This window comes from Xanthomonas sp. Leaf148, assembly GCF_001423585.1.
Taxonomy (GTDB): domain Bacteria; phylum Pseudomonadota; class Gammaproteobacteria; order Xanthomonadales; family Xanthomonadaceae; genus Xanthomonas.
Genome location: NZ_LMOP01000008.1, coordinates 1,027,496 through 1,048,750, shown reverse-complemented (window position 1 = coordinate 1,048,750; position 21,255 = coordinate 1,027,496). Strand labels below are relative to the sequence as shown.

At 64.3% G+C, this 21,255-nt stretch carries 18 protein-coding genes and 4 other RNA genes; 15 read left to right on the top strand and 7 right to left on the bottom strand.

Features of this window, described 5'->3' with window-relative positions:
- The first annotated feature begins 197 nt into the window (after positions 1–197).
- From ASF90_RS09110 to modC, 8 genes are all read left to right on the top strand, one after another.
- Positions 198–821, top strand: coding sequence for an OmpW family outer membrane protein (locus ASF90_RS09110; protein ID WP_055848732.1), 624 nt, complete (start codon positions 198–200; stop codon positions 819–821).
- A 61-nt stretch (positions 822–882) separates the two neighbouring features.
- Positions 883–959: non-coding RNA, sX9 sRNA (locus ASF90_RS21925), on the top strand.
- Between the two features lie 126 nt (positions 960–1,085).
- Positions 1,086–1,700 (top strand): OmpW family outer membrane protein, encoded by a 615-nt coding sequence (locus ASF90_RS09105; protein ID WP_055848729.1) that lies wholly within the window; start codon positions 1,086–1,088, stop codon positions 1,698–1,700.
- A gap of 127 nt (positions 1,701–1,827) precedes the next feature.
- Positions 1,828–2,601: a S1/P1 nuclease gene (locus ASF90_RS09100; RefSeq protein ID WP_193552633.1), complete on the top strand. Its 774-nt coding sequence runs from the start codon at positions 1,828–1,830 to the stop codon at positions 2,599–2,601.
- Between the two features lie 13 nt (positions 2,602–2,614).
- Positions 2,615–3,439 (top strand): MBL fold metallo-hydrolase, encoded by an 825-nt coding sequence (locus ASF90_RS09095; RefSeq protein ID WP_055848723.1) that lies wholly within the window; start codon positions 2,615–2,617, stop codon positions 3,437–3,439.
- Between the two features lie 73 nt (positions 3,440–3,512).
- Positions 3,513–4,289: a molybdate ABC transporter substrate-binding protein gene (modA, locus tag ASF90_RS09090; protein WP_055850302.1), complete on the top strand. Its 777-nt coding sequence runs from the start codon at positions 3,513–3,515 to the stop codon at positions 4,287–4,289.
- A 16-nt stretch (positions 4,290–4,305) separates the two neighbouring features.
- The gene (gene modB / locus ASF90_RS09085; protein ID WP_193589405.1) at positions 4,306–4,992 is read left to right on the top strand and encodes a molybdate ABC transporter permease subunit; all 687 of its coding nucleotides are present in this window, start codon (positions 4,306–4,308) and stop codon (positions 4,990–4,992) included.
- A complete protein-coding gene (gene modC / locus ASF90_RS09080) occupies positions 4,992–5,606 on the top strand; it encodes a molybdenum ABC transporter ATP-binding protein (RefSeq protein ID WP_055848717.1) in 615 nt (204 codons plus the stop codon). Before modB ends, modC begins: the two co-directional genes overlap by 1 nt.
- 133 nt (positions 5,607–5,739) lie before the next feature.
- Here modC and ASF90_RS21920 read toward each other — a convergent pair.
- The 4 genes from ASF90_RS21920 to ASF90_RS09065 all read right to left on the bottom strand — a co-directional run bounded on the left by ASF90_RS21920 (position 5,740) and on the right by ASF90_RS09065 (position 8,201).
- Positions 5,740–5,815: non-coding RNA, sX9 sRNA (locus ASF90_RS21920), on the bottom strand.
- A 160-nt stretch (positions 5,816–5,975) separates the two neighbouring features.
- The gene (locus ASF90_RS09075) at positions 5,976–6,560 is read right to left on the bottom strand and encodes a hypothetical protein (protein ID WP_055848715.1); all 585 of its coding nucleotides are present in this window, start codon (positions 6,558–6,560) and stop codon (positions 5,976–5,978) included.
- A complete protein-coding gene (locus ASF90_RS09070) occupies positions 6,557–7,846 on the bottom strand; it encodes a TonB family protein (protein WP_055848712.1) in 1,290 nt (429 codons plus the stop codon). Before ASF90_RS09070 ends, ASF90_RS09075 begins: the two co-directional genes overlap by 4 nt.
- Positions 7,836–8,201 carry a BlaI/MecI/CopY family transcriptional regulator gene (locus ASF90_RS09065; protein ID WP_055848709.1) on the bottom strand — a complete coding sequence of 122 codons (366 nt, stop codon included), beginning with the start codon at positions 8,199–8,201 and terminating at the stop codon, positions 7,836–7,838. The genes ASF90_RS09070 and ASF90_RS09065 overlap by 11 nt, the downstream gene beginning before the upstream one ends.
- 148 nt (positions 8,202–8,349) lie before the next feature.
- Here ASF90_RS09065 and ASF90_RS09060 point away from each other — a divergent pair, with 148 nt between their 5' ends.
- The 3 genes from ASF90_RS09060 to ASF90_RS09055 all read left to right on the top strand — a co-directional run bounded on the left by ASF90_RS09060 (position 8,350) and on the right by ASF90_RS09055 (position 11,778).
- A complete protein-coding gene (locus tag ASF90_RS09060) occupies positions 8,350–10,308 on the top strand; it encodes an acetyl-CoA hydrolase/transferase C-terminal domain-containing protein (protein WP_055848705.1) in 1,959 nt (652 codons plus the stop codon).
- Between the two features lie 88 nt (positions 10,309–10,396).
- A non-coding RNA gene (locus ASF90_RS21915) (sX9 sRNA) lies at positions 10,397–10,473 on the top strand.
- Between the two features lie 129 nt (positions 10,474–10,602).
- On the top strand, positions 10,603–11,778 hold the full coding sequence (locus ASF90_RS09055; RefSeq protein ID WP_055850301.1) for a phosphatidylinositol-specific phospholipase C1-like protein: 1,176 nt from the start codon (positions 10,603–10,605) through the stop codon (positions 11,776–11,778).
- A 118-nt stretch (positions 11,779–11,896) separates the two neighbouring features.
- On the opposite strand, the gene ASF90_RS21910 is transcribed toward ASF90_RS09055, so the two are convergent.
- Positions 11,897–11,972, bottom strand: a non-coding RNA gene (locus tag ASF90_RS21910) — sX9 sRNA.
- Between the two features lie 77 nt (positions 11,973–12,049).
- Here ASF90_RS21910 and ASF90_RS09050 point away from each other — a divergent pair.
- The 3 genes from ASF90_RS09050 to ASF90_RS09040 all read left to right on the top strand — a co-directional run bounded on the left by ASF90_RS09050 (position 12,050) and on the right by ASF90_RS09040 (position 16,793).
- Positions 12,050–14,764 carry a TonB-dependent receptor gene (locus ASF90_RS09050; RefSeq protein WP_055848701.1) on the top strand — a complete coding sequence of 905 codons (2,715 nt, stop codon included), beginning with the start codon at positions 12,050–12,052 and terminating at the stop codon, positions 14,762–14,764.
- Positions 14,765–15,093: 329 nt separating this feature from the next.
- Complete coding sequence (locus ASF90_RS09045) at positions 15,094–16,080, top strand: L,D-transpeptidase (protein ID WP_055850299.1); 987 nt, start codon at positions 15,094–15,096, stop codon at positions 16,078–16,080.
- 2 nt (positions 16,081–16,082) lie between these two features.
- Positions 16,083–16,793: a M23 family metallopeptidase gene (locus ASF90_RS09040; RefSeq protein ID WP_055848697.1), complete on the top strand. Its 711-nt coding sequence runs from the start codon at positions 16,083–16,085 to the stop codon at positions 16,791–16,793.
- Positions 16,794–16,912: 119 nt separating this feature from the next.
- Here the strand turns inward: ASF90_RS09040 and ASF90_RS09035 are convergent, their stop codons facing one another.
- On the bottom strand, positions 16,913–17,677 hold the full coding sequence (locus ASF90_RS09035; RefSeq protein ID WP_055848694.1) for an SDR family oxidoreductase: 765 nt from the start codon (positions 17,675–17,677) through the stop codon (positions 16,913–16,915).
- Positions 17,678–17,710: 33 nt separating this feature from the next.
- Between ASF90_RS09035 and ASF90_RS09030 the strand changes: the two genes are divergently transcribed.
- The gene (locus ASF90_RS09030) at positions 17,711–18,724 is read left to right on the top strand and encodes a LysR family transcriptional regulator (RefSeq protein ID WP_055848691.1); all 1,014 of its coding nucleotides are present in this window, start codon (positions 17,711–17,713) and stop codon (positions 18,722–18,724) included.
- A 245-nt stretch (positions 18,725–18,969) separates the two neighbouring features.
- On the opposite strand, the gene fhuE is transcribed toward ASF90_RS09030, so the two are convergent.
- The gene (fhuE, locus tag ASF90_RS09025) at positions 18,970–21,153 is read right to left on the bottom strand and encodes a ferric-rhodotorulic acid/ferric-coprogen receptor FhuE (protein WP_055848688.1); all 2,184 of its coding nucleotides are present in this window, start codon (positions 21,151–21,153) and stop codon (positions 18,970–18,972) included.
- Positions 21,154–21,255 lie beyond the last annotated feature (102 nt).

Here is a 21,255-nt window from a genome sequence, read left to right as displayed (position 1 = left end):
TCCGACCTGCGACCTGCATGCGATGACCGCCACGGTGCGCTGCGCTGCTGCCATTGCGCAGCGACGCTGCAGTCCACGCATGACCACCCGCATCGCGATGCCCCGGCGCGTAGTGGCCTTGGTTTGATCAGGATCAAGGCGGCAGCCGCGCAAACCTACAAGACTTCGTCCAACCCCTGCACACAACGAGAATCTCTATGCGTATGCGCTCTACCCTTCTGCTCGCCGGCCTGGCCGCCAGCCTTGCCAGCGTCCCCGCACTGGCTCAATCCAAAGGCGACTGGACCGTTGCCGTCGGCGCGCACCAGGTTGCTCCTAAATCCGACAATGGCCGCCTGGTCGGCGGCACGCTCGAAGCGGACGTGGGCAAGGACATCAAACCGACCTTTACCGCGGAGTACTTCATCGCCGACAACCTGGGCATCGAGGTACTGGCAGCGCTGCCGTTCGAGCACGACATCGCTCTGCGTGGGCTGGGCCGCGTCGGTAGCACCAAGCATCTGCCGCCGGTAGTGTCGCTGCAGTACCACTTCAACAGCCAGGGCAAGGTGTCGCCGTTCGTCGGAGCCGGCATCAATTACACGCGGTTCTTCAGCACCGACACCCGCGGCGCGTTGGCCGGCAGCCAGCTGGAACTGGACGATTCGTGGGGCCTGGCCCTGCACGCCGGGCTGGACTTCAAGCTCAGCGAGCGTGGCGCGCTGCGCGTCAATGCACGCTGGATCGACATCGACAGCGAAGCACGCCTCAACGGCACCCGCATCGGCACGGTCAACATCGACCCGCTGGTCTACGGCGCGGCGTACGTCTACCGGTTCTAAGAGCAGCTAACAAACCGACTGTGCCCACCGCCAGTCGGGCGCGGCCGGTGCTCGGTGCGGCATGTACCACGCGTACACGCCGCTTCCGAGCGCGCCGTCCACACCCACCTGACGACTGCTCGCCAGGTTCTGTTAGCCACTCTAAGTCACAGCAGCAAGCGCGGTGCATCTCTGGCACACTTGACGTCCAGGGACGTGCATCCACCGCCGGAGTTGCGGACAGGTCAGTCACGTCGAACGCCTGTCCGACCTACCGGGGATTCCATGAGCATGTTCATCCGCACCGCCCTCGCCATCGCATTGGCCGCTTCGGCCACTCCCGTGCTTGCACAGTCGGCCGGCCACTGGACGACCGGCTACGGCGCGGGCTATGTCTCGCCCAAGTCCGACAGCGGCAACTTCGGCGGCGCACGCGCCGAGATCAAGGGCGCGCCCGCGCTGTCGTTCACCTACGAATACTTCATCCGCAACAACCTCGGTATCGAGGTGCATGCCGCTGTGGCAGGCAAGCACGATCTCGAGCTGGAAGGCGTCGGCAAGGTGGGCAGCTATTGGTCGGTGCCGCCCAGCGTGTTGTTGCAGTACCACATCAACGGCTACGGCACGGTATCGCCGTTCGTGGGCGTGGGCATCAACTACACCACCTTCCTGGGCGAAGACACCGAGCAAGCGTTCGGCAATAGTGAGCTGCGGTTTGGCGACTCGGTCGGCGCCACCGCGCATGTCGGTGTGGACTTCATCTTCAACGACCGCAGCGGGCTGCGCGTGGATGCACGCTGGACCGATTCGCGCAGCAATGTCGATTTCAACGGCACGCGGCTTGGCAAGGCGCGGGTCGATCCGTTGACCTATGGCATCTCGTACCTGGTCTATTACTGATCGCGCTGCCACCGTCGCGTTGATGCGCGGCGACGTGGCAACAACAGCCATCAAACCGTCCCGGACGGTTGCGTACAATCGGGGGATGAAGACGTTCTCCCCCTCTCTTGTTGTGCTTGCCGTGGCGCTGACCGCGGCCATCCAGCCCGTTACCGCATTCGCCTGGGGCCCGCAGGGCCACCGTCTGGTGGCACGCGTTGCCGAAACCGAATTGAGCCCGCAGGCGCGCGCGCAAGTGGCGCAATTGCTTGCCGGCGAGCCGGACCCGACATTGCATGGGGTCGCGAGCTGGGCCGATGAATTGCGCGAACACGATCCGGATCTGGGCAAGCGCTCGGGGCCGTGGCATTACGTCAACCTCGCCGAACACGACTGCGGCTATGCGCCGGCGCGCGATTGCCCGGATGGCAACTGCGTGATCGCCGCACTCGACCGCCAGACTGCCGTGCTTGCCGACCGTCGCCAGTCGCTGGACGCGCGTCGTCAGGCGTTGAAGTTTGTGGTGCATTTTGTCGGCGATATCCATCAGCCGATGCACGCCGGTTATGCGCACGACAAGGGCGGCAACGATTTCCAGCTGCAGGTCGATGGCAAGGGCAGCAACCTGCATGCGTTGTGGGATAGCGGCATGCTCAACGACCGCCACCTCAGCGACGATGCCTACCTGCAACGCCTGCTGGCGCTGCCTGCGGCCACGGCGGTCTCTCCCGTGCTGCCGCCGCCTGCTGCGGCGTGGGCGCAGGCGTCGTGCAAGATCGCCATCACGCCGGGCGTGTACCCGGCAGCGCACGTGTTGCCGGCCAGCTACATCGCCACCTATCGTCCGATTGCCGAGACGCAGTTGCGGCTGGCAGGCGACCGACTGGCCGCCGTCCTCAACGCCGCGTTGGCCACTCCCTAACGTGGAGACAGCGATGCAGCCCGAGGTTCTTGCGTTCTTCCATGCCGACAGCAGCACCTTCACCTACGTGGTCGCCGATGCGGCGTCCGGCGCGGCGGCGGTGATCGATCCGGCCCTGGACTATGCAGCGGACACCGGCGTCATCGGGACCCACGCCGCGCAGGCCATCGTCGAGGCCATCCGGCAACGCGGCTGGCACGTGCACTGGTTGCTGGAAACCCACGCGCATGCCGATCATCTGTCGGCCGCGCAGTGGTTGAAGCAACAGTGGCCCCAGGCACTGGTCGGGATCGGCGAGGGAATTCGCCAGGTGCAGCAGACGCTGGCGCCGCGCTATGCATTGCCGCAGCACTTTCGCCCCGACGGTTCGCAGTTCGACCATCTGTTTGCCGATGACGAACGCTTTCTGCTTGGCGACATCGAGGTGCGCGTCATTGCGGTGCCTGGGCACACCAGCGACAGCATTGCGTATCTGATCGGCGATGCGCTGTTTCCCGGCGATTCGTTGTTCATGCCCGACGCGGGCACCGCGCGCTGCGACTTTCCCGGCGGCGATGCGCGGCAACTGTACGCATCGATCCAGCGCCTGTACGCACTTGCCGACGATACCCGCGTGTTCGTCTGCCATGACTACGGCCCCGGTGGCCGGGCAGTGGCGCATCGGACCACCATTGGCGAGCAGCGGCGCAGCAATGTCCATGTGCGCGATGGCGTCGATGTCGAAGCATTCGTTACCCAACGGCAGGCACGCGACGCTACCCTGCCCGAGCCGAAACTGATCCGGCCCGCATTGCAGGCAAACCTTCAGGCGGGCCGCTGCGAGGACGTGGCTCCGTAGCGCCCGTTGGCCTTCGCCACGCCGGTCGGGCGCAGCCGCTATGATCGGTGCCTTCCCTCGGCTGGACATTCCCATGCGAACGATCGGTTTCTGGCAGCGCGCCCTGTGTGCGTTGATGCTCGCTTTGCCCGTCCTGGCCGCTGCGCAGACCCCGCCGGTCACCGTGTTCGCCGCCGCCAGTCTCAAGGAGTCGATGGACGAGGCCGCCGCCGCCTATGAAAAAGCCTCCGGTACGCCGGTGCGGGTGTCGTATGCGGCGAGTTCCGCATTGGCGCGGCAGATCGAGCAAGGCGCACCGGCGGATGTGTTTTTCTCGGCCGACCTGGAATGGATGGACTACCTGCAGCAGCGCGGCCTGGTCGTGCCGGCGCAGCGCCGCAACCTGCTCGGCAATACGCTGGTGCTGATCGCACCGGCCACCAGTAAGGCACGGGTAGATCCACGCACACCCGGCGCCATCGTCAAGGCGCTTGGCGAGAATGGACGCCTGGCAGTGGGCCAGACCAACAGCGTGCCGGCCGGCAAGTACGCCGCCGCCTCGCTGCGCAAACTGGGCCAGTGGGATGGGCTGAGCAACCGCCTGGCCGAATCGGAGAGCGTGCGCGCCGCGCTGATGCTGGTCTCGCGCGGCGAAGCGCCGCTGGGCATCGTCTATGGCTCGGACGCACGCGCCGACCCCAAGGTGCGCGTGGTCGCCACCTTCCCCGCAGACAGCCACGACGCCATCGTGTATCCGGTGGCGGTCCTGAAAAACAGCAGCACACCCGATGCCGCCAAGTTCGTGCAGTGGCTGAGCAGCAAGCCGGCCAAGGCGATCTTCGTGCGTCGCGGCTTTTCGTTGAAGGATTGAGGCACACCGCCTGTCGATGTTCACCGCTGAAGAAATCACCGCGATCGGCCTGAGCCTGAAGGTCGCGCTGGTTGCCGCCATCGCCAGCCTGCCGCCGGGCATCGCCTGCGGCTGGCTGCTGGCGCGGCGCCGCTTTCCGGGCAAGGCGCTGCTGGACGCATTGCTGCATCTGCCGCTGGTGATGCCGCCGGTGGTCACCGGGTATGCGTTGCTGGTGATGCTGGGCACACAGGGGCCGATCGGCAGCTGGCTGCTGGAACACCTCGGTGTGCAGTTTGCGTTTCGCTGGACCGGTGCAGCATTGGCCTGCGCGGTGATGGGATTCCCGTTGATGGTGCGCGCGATCCGGCTGTCGATCGAAGCCACCGACCGCCGCCTGGAAGCGGCCGCCGCCACCCTCGGCGCTGGCCCGTGGCGGGTGTTTTTCAGCATCACCCTGCCGCTGGCGTGGCCGGGTCTGGTGGCCGGCATGGTGCTGGCGTTCGCCAAGGCGCTTGGCGAATTCGGCGCCACAATCACCTTCGTTTCGAATATCCCAGGCGAGACGCAGACGCTGTCGTCGGCCATCTACGGCTTGATGCAGGTGCCGGGCATGGAATCGGGCGTATGGCGCCTGGCTGGCGTGGCGCTGGCGATCTCGCTGGCGGCGCTGTTGTTGTCCGAGTGGTTGGTGCGCAGACAGTACCGACGCGAGGACGAGTGATGCTGGATCTCGATCTGCATCTGCAACGCGGCCATTTTCAGCGGCGTATCCGTATCCAGGACGACGCACGCGTGGTGGCATTGGTTGGCCCCTCCGGCGCCGGCAAGACCACCGTGCTCAATGCGATCGCCGGCCTAGTGCGTCCGCAGGCCGGGCATATCCGCATCGATGGGCGCTGCCTGTTCGATCACGCGCTGGGCGTGGACGTGCCGACGCATCGACGCAGCATTGGCTATGTATTTCAGGATGCGCGGCTGTTCCCGCATCTGGATGTGCGGCGCAACCTGCACTACGGTCGGCATGCGCGCGGTGCGGCGCCGTTCGGATTCGACGACGTGGTGGCCTTGCTCGGCATCGGCCCGCTGCTGCATCGCCGCCCGCGCAACCTGTCCGGTGGTGAGGCGCAGCGTGTGGCCATCGGCCGTGCATTGCTGTCGCAACCGGACATCCTGTTGTTCGACGAACCGTTGTCCGCACTGGACCAGGCGCGCCGCGAAGAATTGATCCCTTACCTGCAGCGCGTGCGCGACGAGATCCGTCTGCCGATGCTGTACGTCAGCCACAACCCGGATGAAGTGCAGCGCATTGCCGACAGCGTGCATGTGTTGGAGTGAGACGTGATGGGCGATACGGCGGCGGTGCGGACTGTCCGCTGTATGCGGCCGGCACTCGTATTGAGCCGACACCCATCACGGTGATCCGCGAGTTATCGTCTGCACGTTTTGGATGATTGCCGCGCCATAGAGCGGCCTATAAAACGTAGCGAGCAGTCGTCAGGTAGGTGTGGACGGCGCGGAGGAACTGGAGTGTACGCATGGTACATACCGCACCTAGCACCGGAAGCGCTCGCATGGTGGTGAGCACAGTCTTTTTGTTAGCTGCTCTTGGCCAAACCAGCGCCTACAGGATGACCGCTTGAACGTCATTGCTGCGCGACAGCTGTCACCACGCACGCCGAAATCAAGCGTCGCAATCACGCCCCTTCAATGCGCAACCTTGCCGGTACGCACGCTCACCTTGCCTTGCCGCACTTCGAAGGTAAACGCGAACGACAACGTCACCGGTACGGGTTCTTCATGCGTCGCGCCGGTGCAATCATCCAGTGCCGCAGGCTGTGCGACACCCGGTGCATACGTGCACAGTGCGGCCGGCACGAATTGCCAGTGCTGCACGGTTGTGCGCACGGCCTGCAGCAGGTCGGCGTTCTCCGGCAGTCGCCCGGCCACGCACTCGTCGCGATCGGACAGGGGGTCCACGCGTTGCACTGCGCCGTCGCCGGCAAGAATCACGTGTGCGCATACCGTGGTTGGCGGCAAAGTCTGACGTGGCGAATCGGCCGGCAGCACCGGCGCCTCGCTGCGCAAGGCGCGCGGCATGCGAAACCGCTGCGTTTCCGCCAGCGTGTACGGAGCTATCGCAGCAGCGCCACCACCACCCGATTGCGGCGGCAGCATGCGTTGATCCACCGAATCTTCGCGCTGACTGCGCTCCTGCTCCGCCATGCGCTGCGTTGCGCATCCGCACAGGCTCAGCGCGACGACGCTGCACCATGCCAGACCGTACTTCATTGCAGTGCTCCTTTTTTTGCGCATCCTGCGGATGCCACGCAGTCATCGGTGCGACTGGATTGCGACGCGAGGCGCTGGTCGCCGCCAACATCGCTGAATGCACCCGCCTGTTCCGGCGGATCCAGCTCGAACCGGACCGGCACGCGTACCCGGGAAGCTACTGGCTTGCCGTCTGCAATCGCGGGCTTGAAGCGCCAGTGACGCGCTGCCTCGAGCACGGCCTGATCGAACACCCCGGCCGGCTGGCTGTGCACGATCACGACGTGGTCGGGTGCGCCGTTCGGGCTGACATCGATCTGCAACTCGACAAGGCCCGCAAGGTTTGCAGCGATCGCTTCGGCTGGATAGCGGGGCGGCGGCATCGTGCTGAAATCCACTGCATTGCCTGGCGTCGGTGTCGCGCTCAGACGCGCAGGCTGGATGACCCAACAGGCAAGACTGGCGACGGTCACAAGCGAGACCACCATGCGCACGTTCCACCGTGCACGGCGCACCTCCAGCGCAGGCGCACGTAACGCGGCGATGCGTTGCGTCAACGGATGCGTCGCGGCCCAGTGGCACGCCAACGGCGACCATCTGTCGCCCAGCTGGCATTTGAGCATCGCGCCGGCATAACTGCGACGCTTGTCCGGATGGCGCGCAAGCACGGCGGCATCGCACGCCAGCTCCTGATCCAGCCGGAATGCACGCCATGCCAGATGCAGGAGCGGATTGAACCAGCCGATGCACAGCAGCACGGTCGCCAGCAGGTTGGCGTGCAGATCGCCACGGCGCAGATGCAGTCGCTCGTGGGCCAGGATCAACGCACGCTCGTCGGCGCTATAGCGCGTGGTGAAATCCATCGGCAGCACAATCCGCGGACGCCAGAGTCCGAGCGAGGCCGGCAGCCCGACATCATGCGTGGCCAGCCACAGCGTCTTGTCCAACGCATGCAGCGGGCCGAGACTGCGCATGAAGCGCCGCTGGCCACGCCACATGATGACCGCGCTCAGTACGGCGCCCGCCAGCCACACCGCGATCAGCCATTGCTGCACACCTGGCGCGCCAGTGCCGGTATCTGATGCGAACGGGATGCCAGCCAGCGCCGGCAGCTGCACTACCACCGCGCCCATCGGCGGACCGGGAAGTAGTGCCGCCAGCAACGCGGGCGGCACGCTGGCCCAGAGTGCATAGGCTGCCGTGGCGCCCAGCCAGGTACGCAGCGGACGGCGCAGCAGCAGGCACGCCAGCAACGCAACCGTGGTGTAGAGCGTGGCGCGCAGCCACATCAGCGCATCAGGGCTCATCGTCCAACTCCTTGAGCAGACGCTTCAATTCGGCAACGTCGGAGGCGCTGAGCTTTCCGCGTTCGCTGAAGTGCGCCACCAGCGGCGCAACCCGCCCACCGAACAGACGTTGCAGCAACCCTTCGCTTTGTTGCTGCACCCAGTGGTCGCGCTGCAACAGCGGCGTGTAGAGGTATTTGCGCCCCTCTTTTTGCGCTGCGATGGCGCCCTTGTTGAGCAACCGGTTGAGCAAGGTCTTGACGGTTGGCTCGGCCCAATGGGTCTTCGCCAACGCGGCAACCACCTCGTCCGCCGTGCGCGGCGCACGTTCCCAGAGCACCTGCATCACCACCGCTTCCGCATCGCTGATCGACATGCGATTACATCCGTAATTTTTTGCGATTACATGCGTAAACCGAATATCTGTCAAGCGGCATGGCTGCATGGCGTTCCGGCGGCACCACCATTGGCGAACACCCATTGCAAGGCGGGCAGCGCGGCATCGGCTCGGCTACTCTGCACGGATGACCGAACATCTCACCGACCTCCCTTCCGCCGTGCAACGGATCCTGCAACGCATCGACGGCCCGTTGCGGGTGGGTGCACCGCTGGGCATCGGCAAGCCGCATCGGCTGTTGAATGCCTTGTACGCGCAGATCGAGAACACGCCCGCACGGCCGCTGGCGTTGTATACCGCGCTGTCGCTCAATCCGCCCAGGCCGGGCAAGGGGCTTGAGGCGCGCTTTGCGGCTGGGTTCATCGCACGTCACTTCGGCGAGGACTTCCCGCGGCTTGCATATGTCGATGCCATGTTGCGCGACGCCTTGCCGGCGCATGTGCAGGTGGAAGAGTTCTACATGCAGTCCGGCGGTCTGCTGCAGTCCACGCAGGCGCAAGCCGATTACACCAGCTTGAACTACACGCATGCCGCGGCCGCAGTGGCGCAGCGCGCGCCGAATCTGATCGTGCAGAAAGTCGCGCGCGAACCCGGTGGTACGCGGCTGTCGCTGTCGTGCAACAACGACATCACCCAGGACACGCTGGACGCCGTGCAGGCATTGGGCCTGCCACGCCCGCTGCTGGTGGCCGAAGTGGACCCGCAGCTGCCGTGGATGGGTGGCGCTGCCGCGGTGGATGCAGCGTTCTTCGATCTGATCATCGACCTCCCCGGCCCTTCGCCGCGTCTGTTCGGCCTGCCGCGGCAACCGGTGACGACCGTCGATTACGCCATCGGCCTGTATGCAAGCACGCTGGTGCGCGATGGCGGCAGCTTGCAGATCGGCATCGGCACGCTGGCCGACGCATTGAGCCATGCTTTGGTGCTGCGGCATACCGACAATGCAACCTATCGCCGCGTGCTGAAGGCGCTGGATCCAACCCTGGAGGCGCACCCCAGCGTGCGTGCCAGCGGCGGCCTGCAGCCGTTTGCGATTGGCTTGTATGGCTGCAGCGAAATGCTCAACGAAGGCTTCAAGCAATTGGTGGACAGCGGCGTGATTCGTCGCAAGGTGCATGACGATCTATCGCTGATGCAGCGCATCGCCGATAGCAGCGCTGATGCCGCCGATCATGCGCGCCTGGCAAACGAAGGCGAGTTCCTGCATGGCGCGTTTTATCTCGGCTCGCCGGACTTCTATCAATGGCTGCGCGATCTGGATGCCGACACCCGCAATGCCATCGGCATGCGCCGCATCAGCGAGATCAATCAGCTGTATGGCGGCAATGAAGCGCTGGAGCGGCTGCAGCGCCGCGATGCACGCTTCTTCAATTCCTGCATGATGGCCACCGCACTCGGTGCGGCGGTCTCCGACGGCCTGGAAGATGGCCGCGTGGTCTCCGGCGTCGGCGGGCAATACAACTTTGTCGCAATGGCGCATGCCCTGCCGCAGGCACGCAGCACCTTGATGCTGCGCGCCACCCGCGATGCCGGCGCAGACGCCGCAAGCAATGTGCGCTGGAGTTACGGCCACACCACGATTCCCCGCCATCTGCGCGACATCTACATCACCGAGTACGGCATCGCCGATCTGCGCCACAAGACCGATCAGGCGTGCGTGGTGGAAATGGCCGGCATCTGCGATGCGCGCTTTCAGGACGCGCTGCTTGCGCAAGCCGCCCAGTCACGCAAGCTGCGCACGGCACCCGTGTTACCTGCGCGCGCACAAAACAACACGCCCGACGCGCTTGAACAGGCGTTGGCGCCATTTCGACGCGATGGCAGCCTGCCCGATTATCCGCTCGGCAGCGATTTCACCGCGGTCGAACAACGCTTGCTACGCGCACTGACATGGCTCAAACGCGCCACCGCCAGCAAGGGCGCAACACTGGCGACGCTGGCGCGTGCGGTGGCATCGCGCGCTACCGACACGGCTGATGACGCGGCCTGCCTGCAGCGCATGGCATTGGAAACACCGCGCACGGTTGGCGAGCGTCTCCAGGCACGATTGCTGGCCTATGCGCTGCGCCAAACAACACCACAATGAAACTAGTCATGTAGAGCGGCTAACAAAAGGACTGCGCTCACCGCCAGGCAGGCGCAGTCGGTGCTCGGTGCTCGGTGCTCGGTGCGGCATGTACCACGCGTGCATTCCGGTTTTGAGTGCGCCGTCCGTACCCACCTGACGACGGCTCGCTACGTTTTATTAGCCGCTCTTAGTGATTCACTAGATTCGCCTGCACGCATCGAAGCGACTGACGCACGACGGCAACACTGCGGAAAGATGCGCGTCAAGCTGCGCCCGGATGATGACGACCACCTTGTTTCCTGGCGTCGCCGCATGGGTTTTGTTCCGGTTTTTTCCGCACGTTGTTCAGCCATTCACCGCAAAGCGAAGCAGTCGCGCATCGAACGAAGCAAGCTGCCGCACGCTGCACTGTTTGCCGCCTTGCTCATCAGCAATCTTGCGCTAGCTGCTCCGCCGCGCCTCACCGACCTGCAATACGTCGGCAGCCACAACAGCTACCACGCCGGGTTTGCACCCAGCGAAGCCACGCTGCTGAAACAGCTCAATCCCGTGTTGTTCGCGGCATTGGATTACCGCCATCCGTCGCTGACACAACAACTGGACGATGGCGTTCGGCAACTGGAACTGGACGTATTTGCCGATGCCCAGGGTGGTCGCTACGCACACCCGGCGATCGCCGCGCAGATTGCCAAGGCCGGGCTGCCGCCAGCACCGGCCAGCGCACCCGCCGGCGTGATGGACACACCCGGCTTCAAGGTCATGCACGTGCAGGACGTTGACCAACGCAGCACGTGCCAGCCGCTGATCGCCTGCCTGCAGCAGGTGCGCGACTGGTCCAGGCAACACCCCGGGCACGTGCCGATCTTCATCCTGCTGGAAACCAAGCAGGCGCCTGTGCAGCTGGGCTTTCCCAGCGTGCAGCCTGAGCCGTTCGATGCAATGGCCATGGATGCATTGGATGCAGAACTGCGCTCGGTCTTTGGACCGGGCGAATACGTCAGCCCCGACCAGGTGCGTGGCAGCGCGCGCACGCTCAACGCGGCGGTGCTTGCGCATGGCTGGCCGTCGCTGGCCGAGACGCGCGGCAAGGTGGTGTTTTTGCTCGACCAACGTACCGCCGGTGCGAGCTATCTGCCGGGACATCCGTCGCTGCGTGGCCGGGTCTGTTTCACCAATGCCGTGCCTGGCGAAGACGATGCCGCATTCACCGAACTCAACGACGGGCCTGCCGACACGATCACGCAGCTGGTGAAAGCAGGCTACCTGGTGCGCACGCGAACCGATGCAGACCTCAAAGAAGCACAGCAACACGACACCACCCGCCGCGACAGCATGCTGGCCAGTGGTGCGCAGCTGCTGAGCACCGACTTTCCCGCGCACGAGCCGGCCAATACCGGTTACGAGGTGCGCCTGGATGGCGATGCGGTGGCGCGCTGCAATCCGCAGCGGCCGCCAACGCACTGCAAGGGCGTCGATCTGAGTCACTGATCTGCGCCACTGGCATTGGCGCACATCGCATAGATGCACACAGACCCGCCGCAATGGAAGGCATCGGCACTGCACGCCTGCGCCCGCGTCACGGCCAGGCGTTCCTTTCACTTGGAGCGGCTAAAAAAACGTAGCGAGCAGTCGTCAGATGGGTGTGGACGGCGCGGAGGAACCGGCGTGTACGCGTGGTACATGCCGCACCGGGCACCGGACGCGCCCGCCTGACGACTGCACAGTAGGTTTATTAGCTGCTCTTACACGAGCCCCCCGTATGCACACTCCCCGCACCCTCCATCGCCTGAGCTGCGCCATCGCATTGGTGCTGTCTGCACCCGTATTGGCCGAGACGCCCGAGCTGGCCACCACCACGCTGGATTCGGTCAACGTGCAGGCCAAGCATGCTGCCACGCCCGGCTCGCTCAACGAGCAACGCCTGTCCAGCAGCGTCAACAGCGTGATGAGCAAGCAGCAGATCGACGCCATCCCGTCCGGCGGCATCGCCGATGTCGTGGCGCATCTGCCGGGTCTGTCGTCGTACAGCGACATGCATCTGGGCCAGGCCACCACCGGCGAGAACGCCTACGTCAGCATCCGCGGCATGGACGCCAGCTATAACGCTTACACGCTCAATGGCTTCGGCATGCCGGAAACCGATGCGTCGACGCGCGCGATCTCCTTGAACATGCTGGCGCCGTTCGGTATCCAGTCGGTGCAGGTGTCCAAGTCGCCCACACCCGACATGCCTGGCGATGCGATTGGCGGTGCGATCGACATGCGCACGCCCAATGCGTTTGATTTCGACCAGGACGTGTATGCCAAGAGCACTGCGCAAGGGCAGCTCAACACGCTGGCCTCGCACCTGGGCGGCAAGCACACCGGCGGCACATTCCAGCAGGAAATCGCCTGGAAATTCGGTAGCGACCATGCGTTCGGCGTTTACGCATCGGCCTATTACGGCAAGAACAACAACATGGCGCAGGCACCGGCGCCCAACAGCAAATACGTGCCGGCCGATCCCGCACTGGCCAATGCAACCGATCTGCGCGCTGTCGGCCCGTTGATCAGCACGCGCTACAAATACAGCGTGTACACCAGCCAGATCGAACGCTATGGCGGCAACCTTTCGCTCGATTGGCAAGGCGACAGCAGTGCGCTCTATGCGCGCGCCATCTATGGCAGCTACGGCGTCACCGGGCAGCAGGATCAATCCAGCGCGCGCCTGGAAACCTATCTCAACCAACCCACGGCGGTGCGCGGCGGCTACTTCAATACCCACGACATCGACGAGAAGCTGGCGACCTTGCAGCTTGGCGGGCAGACCACATTGGACCGTTTGCGCTTCGACTACGGCGCTTCGGTGGGGCGTGGTACGCGCAGCCGGCCGGACTATGTGTCTGCCAGTCTGTATGGCTTTACCTCGGGCAGCTTCGCCTTCGACCTCAGCGACCCAACCTACCCCAGCATCGGCCCCAGTTCGGCGGCGTTGAAGGACTTCTTCTACAACCTGGATTCGTCGCTGCTGTGGAAAGTGCAAGGCCACGATGCCGGCAGTCACGACAACCGCATCAATGCGCATACCGATATCACCTACCAGGTCGATGGCGATGTGCTGGACAGCGTCAAGGTCGGCCTGTCTGCCGATCACTCCGACCGCGGCGCCTACGATCACCCGTTCTTCCACAAGGACGGCAACTTCGTCACCAACGGGCCGTACTTCGGTGGCCCCAATTACGCATTCCCTACCGCAGGCGGACCGCCGCTGAGCGCCATTCCCGGCCGTCTTACCTACAACGCCTTCGACGGGCATTACGCAGGTCCGTTCAAACTGCTGGATCGCAACTGGATGCGCGCGCAAGCCCTGCCCTACAAATACATCGACGACCCGAACGGCGCGGGCGCCTATACCGCCAACGACTACAACGCCAACACCACCTCCAGCACCGAAGCGATCTATTCGGGCTACGCGATGGCCGCGCTACACATCGGCCAGGTCAGCATTCTGCCCGGCGTGCGCTATGAGTTGACCCGCTACTCGGCCGATTCCTGGCAATCCAGCGGCGACGGCAACAGCGGCAATTTCGTCGGCACCGGCAGCACCTATGGGCAAGTGTTGCCCGGCATCAGCATCAACTATCGGCCCGACGATCTCACCGTCTACCGCGCCTCGCTACGCCGCAGTTTCAGCCGCCCGGCCTTCGGCCTGATTTCCGGCGAGACGGTGTACACCATCGACGACACCCAGCGCGTGGTCGGCATTTCCAAACCCAACCCCGAGCTGCAGCCGAGCAAGGCCGACAACGCCGATCTATCGGCCGAGTTCTACGACCACAACGGCGGCGTGCTCAGCGCCTCGACCTACTACAAGCGCATCACCGGCTTCATCTACACCTCGCAGTCGGCCACCAGCAACGACAACACACTCGGCGGATTGGTGCCCACCGGCACCACCTTCGAAAACGGCGTGCCGGTGACCATGCCGCAGAACGGCGGCACCGCCACGCTGTACGGGCTAGAGCTAGCCGGTAGCAAGCGTTTGCAGGACTTGCCGGGCATCTGGAGCAACCTTGGCGTCACCGCCAACCTCACTCTGCAGCGCAGCGAAGCGGACAGCAAACGGGCCGATCAGCCGAAAAAAACCTGGTTGCCGCGTGCACCCGAGCGCATCTACAACCTGGATCTGTTCTACGACGATGCGCACCTGCGCGCAGACCTGAGCTACCACTACACCGGCCTGCAATTGCTGGGACTGACCAGCGACCGGCTCAATTACTACCTGCAGCCGGTCAAGTCACTGGACTTCAGCGCCACCTATCACCTGCCGCACCACGTCGACGTGGGCGTGTCGGCCAAGAACCTGCTCAATGCCGCCACGTTCTACGAAACCCAGGGCAAGTCCGATCGCTACATGGCCTACGACCCCGGCGCCGATGGCGCTTATGTGCAGACCGGACGGGCGTACCTGCTGACACTGGGCTATACCTACTGACGACCAAGCGTGTGCGGCACGCGGCCAGGTGCGTGCACTCGCACGTGGGCGCACCAGTCATCCGCCGATTGTCTGCGCATGAGGCAGGCGGTCGATTTCCGGCTGATGGTGCGGACTTGCACATGCGCAGCTATCCGCGACACCACGCGCAACGTGGCGGTGTCGCGCGGGCGGTCGCGCGGGCGGTCGCGCAACGTAGCACCGTATCGTCGTGATTGGCCACTGGCCGCAGCGACACTACGTCTCAAGTCAGTCAACGTGCAGCCATTTCACGCAGAGAGCGCAGCCCGGTCGGGCAAGGTGCGCGCATGCCTTTCCCGGATCTGCACATGCCATCACGCTCTTACGCTCGCGTTTGTTTGCTCGCTCTGTCGTTGAGCGCTTCGCTATCTGCGCTGGCACAGGCACAGCAACCCGCACCTGTCGCCGCACCTGCGCCGACGGCTACGTCTGCCGCAAAAGCCGTCGCGACCGGCGCACGCTCGGATCTGCATGCACAGGTACTGCTGGACCGCGCGCATTTTTCGCCGGGCCAGATCGATGGCGAACGCGGCTCGAATCAAAAGCGCGCGGTGTCCGGGTTTCAGGCCGCGCACAACATCAAGGTGACCGGCGAACTGGACGACGCCACCTGGCAGGCACTGCAGGCCGACAGCACGCCGGCACTGGTGCAATACACACTCACCGATGCCGACGTTGCCGGCCCGTTCCAGCCGATTCCCAAGGGTCCCGCAGAGCAAGCCAAGCTGCCTTCGCTTGGCTATACCTCGGTGGATGAGTCACTGGGCGAGCGCTTCCACGCCGACCCGGCGCTGCTACGCCAGCTCAACCCCGGCGTGGAGTTGAGCAAGGCCGGCGGCGTGATCCAGGTTCCCAACATCGACGGCGTTGCGCCGCTGGCCAAACCGGCCAAGCTGGTCGTGGACAAATCCGATTCGACGCTGCGCCTGTTCGATGCCGACGGTAAGGTCTACGCACAGTTCCCGGTGTCGTCGGGCAGCAAGCATGATCCATTGCCGATCGGGCGCTGGAAGATCCTGGGCATCTCGCGCGAACCGGTATTCAAGTACAACCCCAAGCTATTCTGGGACGCGAAAAAAGGCGATCAAAAAGCCACGTTGCCGGCAGGTCCGAACAATCCGGTTGGCCGGGTGTGGATCGACCTGTCCAAACCGCATTACGGTCTGCACGGTACGCCGGAGCCCGGCCATGTCGGCAAGACCGAATCGCACGGCTGCGTGCGTCTGACCAATTGGGACGTGGTCAATCTGGCCAGCGTGGTCGGCCCGTCGGTTCCGGTGGTAATGCAGGAGTAAGCATGAAACTGCTGATGATTCTGGTTGCAGGCGTGGCAATCGGTGCAGGCGGCTATTGGTGGCTGGAACGCGGCGCGCCGGAGGCAACGGTCACGCCGTCGGCGAGTGCGCCGACGGTGATTGCGCAGCCCACCGACACTGCAGTGGTTGCTGCACCTGCTGCGCAACCCGCACCAACATCGCTGCCATCGGATGCTGTGCCTGCACAGCAAAGTCCGGCCGCGCCCGCACCGCCTGCTTCTACTCTGGCAGCCAATATGACATCAGCTGGCACCGGTCTGCTGATCCCGGTACAGGGCATCGACCGCAGCAAATTGCAGGACACCTTCACCGACGCGCGCAGCGAAGGCCGCGTGCATGACGCCATCGACATCCTGGCGCCGGCCGGTACGCCGGTACTTGCGGTGGCAGATGGCACGGTCGAAAAACTGTTCGACAGCGAACGCGGTGGACTGACCGTGTACCAGTTCGAGCCCGGCGGCACGTACTGCTACTACTACGCGCATCTGGAACGCTACGCCGATGGTTTGGCCGAAAAACAGTCCATCAAACGTGGCCAGGTCATCGGCTATGTCGGCAGCACCGGCAATGCCAATCCGGCCGCACCGCATCTGCACTTCGAGATCCATCGCCTGGGGCCGGAAAAGCAGTGGTGGAAGGGAGAGGCGTTGAACCCCTATCCCGTATTGCATGGCGATCAGCCCCTGCAGTGAGGCAACGACGCAACGCCTGGCATACATCGCCGCGCATCGTCATCGCGCTCCCCGCAATGCGCTGGCTTGCAAGCGGTGATGTCGTCGAACGGCATCGCCGCACTGTCTGACTCATCAAATCAGATCAACATCCCGCCCGAGACCTCGATGCGTTGTGCATTGATCCATCCGGTGCCGGGTGCGAGCAACGCTGCCACCACCGGCCCGATGTCGTCCGGCAGGCCGGGCCGGCCCAGTGCGGTGACCGAGGACACCATCGCATTGACCTGCGCGTTGTCGCGCACGCTGCCGCCATTGAAGTCGGTCTCGATGGCGCCCGGCGCCAACGTATTTGCGCGAATACCACGCGCGCCCAACTCTTTTGCAAGATAACGGGTGAACACTTCCACCCCGCCCTTCATCATCGCGTAGGCCGACGAACCCGGCAGCGCGAAGCGCGCGAGGCCGCTCGACACGTTGAGGATGCGCCCACCATCGGCGATCAGCGGCAGTAGCGTCTGGGTGAGAAAGTACGGCCCCTTGAGATGGATATCCACCAGCGCATCGAACTGCGCGGGCGTGGTATCGGCAATGGCCGCATGCAATCCGGTGCCGGCATTGTTGACCAAGGCATCGAACTGCGTGCGCCCCCAATCGGCGAGCACGTCCTTCAGCTGCGCGGCGAATGCGCTGAAGGTCTCGGCCTGCGCAACATCCAGCGGCAACGCATGCGCGCGCCGGCCCAGTGCCTGGATCTCTGCTACCACGGCGGCGGCTTCGTCGGCCTGGCTGCGGTAGGTCAGCACGATATCGTTGCCTGCGGCAGCGAGCGCAAGCGCGGCATTGCGGCCAAGGCCGCGACTGCCGCCAGTGATCACGGTGATGGGTGTGGTGGTGGTCGACATCGGCACGCTCCGTAGTGGGTGTGGCCCAGGCTATTGCGCTTGCTGCGCTACATAAATCGGCTCACGCTGATTGCACCGTTCAAGATAATCGACCAATCGATGGACACCCTGGAATCCTTGCGCGCCTTTCTGCGCGTTGCCGAGCTGGGCAGTTTCACCCGCGCCGCCGACACGCTTGGCTTACCCAAGGCCAGCGTGTCGACCGCCGTGCAGCGGTTGGAGGCATCTCTCGGCACACAGCTTTTGCATCGCACCACACGGCGTGTGCAACTCACCGGCGACGGCACGGCGTTCTATCAGCGCAGCCGCGACCTGCTCGACGACATGGACGAGTTGCACAGCATGTTTCAGCGCGAGCATGGGCAGCTGCGCGGGCGTCTGCGGGTGGACATGTCGGCGGGCATCGCGCGTCATTTCGTGATCCCCGCCCTGCCCGCGTTCCTGGCACGGCACCCACAACTGGAAGTGGAAATCAGCGGCACCGACCGCCGCGTGGATGTGGTGCGCGAGGGGTTCGACTGCGTGCTGCGTGTGGGCACGCTGGAAGACACCAGCCTGGTCGCGCGCCCGCTGGGCGCGTTTCGCATCGTCAGCTGCGCCAGCGCCGAGTATCTTGCGCGCCGCGGCATGCCAACCTGCCTGGACGATCTGGCGCAGCACGATCTGGTGCATTACGTGCCAACGCTTGGGCAACGCTCGCCCGGCTTCGAGTATCACGATGGGCAGCGTTACCAGCTGCTGCCCATGCGCGGCCCCGTGACGGTCAACAATGGCGATGCGTATCTGGCTGCTGCGTTGGCGGGGCTGGGCATCATCCAGGCACCGGCCAGCCCGTTACGCCCGCATCTGGACAGCGGCGCACTGATCGAAGTGCTGGCCGATCTGGCACCCGAGCCGATGCCCGTCACGTTGCTCTACGCGCAACGCCGCCATCTGCCGCAGCGCGTACGCGCCTTCATGGACTGGGTAGCCGAAGTGATGGCACCGCAGTTGCAGCCTTTGTTGCCTTGGGAGAGTGCGATTGAAGTTGCGATTGCGATCGCGTGAAGAAGATGCTGCGTTTCGATCGAACGGTGAAACTCGCGCATCACTCCTGCAGCGCTGTCACTGCATTCCTGGCAACGGCTGTAAACAGCCTTTGCGGCATGCTGCGCGAATTTTCCACCGCCACCGCAAGCTCCGCGATACATCAGCGCAGAGCGACCCGACACACAAAAAAACACAGGCACCCTTGCAGGTGCCTGTGTCACTTCAGCAGGATCGAACGTCAAACCAGCTGACGTCGCCCTCGATCAGAACGCGTAGTTGAAGGTCAGCATGCCGTTGCGCGATGCGCCCCATGCGCCATAGCCACCATTGAATTGCGCGTAATAGCGCTTGTCGAGCAGGTTATCGACGTTGAGCTGCACCGAGAACTGCGGCGACAGACGGTAGCGAGCGAATGCACTGACCAGGGTGTAGGCACTCTGCTGGAACGTGCCGTACACCGGGTCCACGTAGTACGAACGGTTCTGCCAATTGATACCGGCGCCCACGGTCAGGTCGCTCCACGCACCTTGCGGGGTGTAGCTGTTGAACAACTTGATGGTGGTGCGCGGCAGGTGCGTATTGATCGACGTGCCGCTGTCGTCGCGGGCGGTGTAGTGCGAGGCACCGAAGGTCGCATTCCAGCCAGTGGCCAGACGGCCGGACAGCTCGAAGTCGAAGCCTTCGCTGACCACGCCACTGGCCGCCTCATAAGCAGACTCGCTGCTGCCCGGCACAAAGCCGCCGGTGGCCACGCCCAGGTTGTCCTGCTCGATGCGGAACAGCGCCAGCGAGGCATTGAGCTGGTCGTCGAACCAGGCGGCTTTGACGCCGGCTTCGTAGCCCTTGCCGCTCAGCGGATCGAGGTAGCCGCCGTTGGCATCGCGCAAGGTCTGCGGGTTGAAGATCTCCGTGTAGCTGACGTAGGTCGACCATACGTCGTCGATGTCGTAGACCAGACCGGCGTACGGGGTGACTTCGGTCTGGCTATCGGAGAACGGCACCAGCCCCTGCGCCGCATCGGCGTTGCGGCCATCGATTTGCCAATCGGTATAGCGCGCGCCCACCAGCAGCGTCAGCGGCTCGGCCAGCGAAAAACGTGCGGCCACATAGGCGGCCTTCTGCTTGATGGTGCCTTCGCTCTGCACCGTGCGCGGGCTCCAGTTGGGTTCCGGATACGCGCCGTTCCAGCCGAGGTAGCTGTCCAGCGGCGCCGGGAAATCGAAGGTGCCGTTGTTGACGTACTCGCGGCGGTTGTAGCTGGCGCCGGCCACCAGATGATGCTCGCGGCCAAACAACTGGAACGGACCTTCCGCGTAGACGTCGGCGCCATCGGCCTTGCGCTCGGTCTGGTAGTTGCCCGAATACGGCACCACGCCACCGCCGGTGGCGCGGTCGAAGCCGAAGATCGTATAGAACGGATAGAACAGGTGATTGGACGCTTCGGTCTTCTCGTGGCTCACGTTGGCCTTGAGGGTCCAACCGTTGTCGAAGCTCTGTTGCAGGCTGGCGAAGATACGCTGCAGACGCGTGTCCCAGAACGTCCAGTCGGCGGCGGGATTGAACGAGCGGTCGTAGTTGGTGCGGGTGCCATCGCTGTAGAACAGCGGGAAGCCGCCCCAGGTGACGTCGTCGGATTCCTTCTTCTGGTATTCGTAGCCCACGCTCAGCAAGGTGCTGTCGGTGAGGTCGGCATCGATGATCGCCGAGCCGATCTTCTTGCGCAGGTTATAGCGATCCATATCGGATTCGCCGTCCTGATACACGCCGACCACGCGTGCGCGCACGGTGCCTTCAGGGCTCAACGGCACGGTGACATCGGCCACGCTGCGGGTCTTGTTGAAGTCGCCACCGCCTACCGACACGGTACCGGTGAAGTCGCGGCTCACCGCATGCTTGCGTACCAGATTGATCGAGGCCGACGGGTTGCCCGAGCCGGTCAGCAGGCCGGTGGCGCCACGCACCACTTCCACCCGGTCGTACAACGCCACGTCCAACGCCGAATCGCCATAGCTCCAGGCCTGCTCCATGTACGCCGGAATGCCATCGAACTGGTAGTTGTCGATGTAGAAACCGCGCGCATAGAACTCCAGCCGTTCGCTATCGCTCTGGGCCACCGAGATACCGGAGACGTTGTTGAGCACATCGGTGATGCTCTGCAGGTTCTGGTCGTCCATGCGGTCGCGCGTGATCACGCTGACCGACTGCGGAATCTCGCGCAGCGACAGGTTCATGCGCGTGCCGGCGGTGGTCTTTTCCACCGTATAGCCCTTGACCAGCTCGCCCTGCACGTTGAGCCGGTCCAGCGTGGTGACCTCGGCATCGCCGGTCGGCGTTTCGGCCATGGCCTGACCTGCCGACAATGTGCACAGCGCGGCGAACACCGCATGCGACAGCGCGCGCGGGCGCGGCCCAATGAGAAGAAGACGCATTACGGCAAGACGATTCATCACAACTCCAGCGCAGACAGTCGAGGGCAAGCCGCCACGCGAAGGCGGCGGTATACAGGGGGAGGACGCACCGCGAAACCGCGGCAGTGCAACATTTTAATG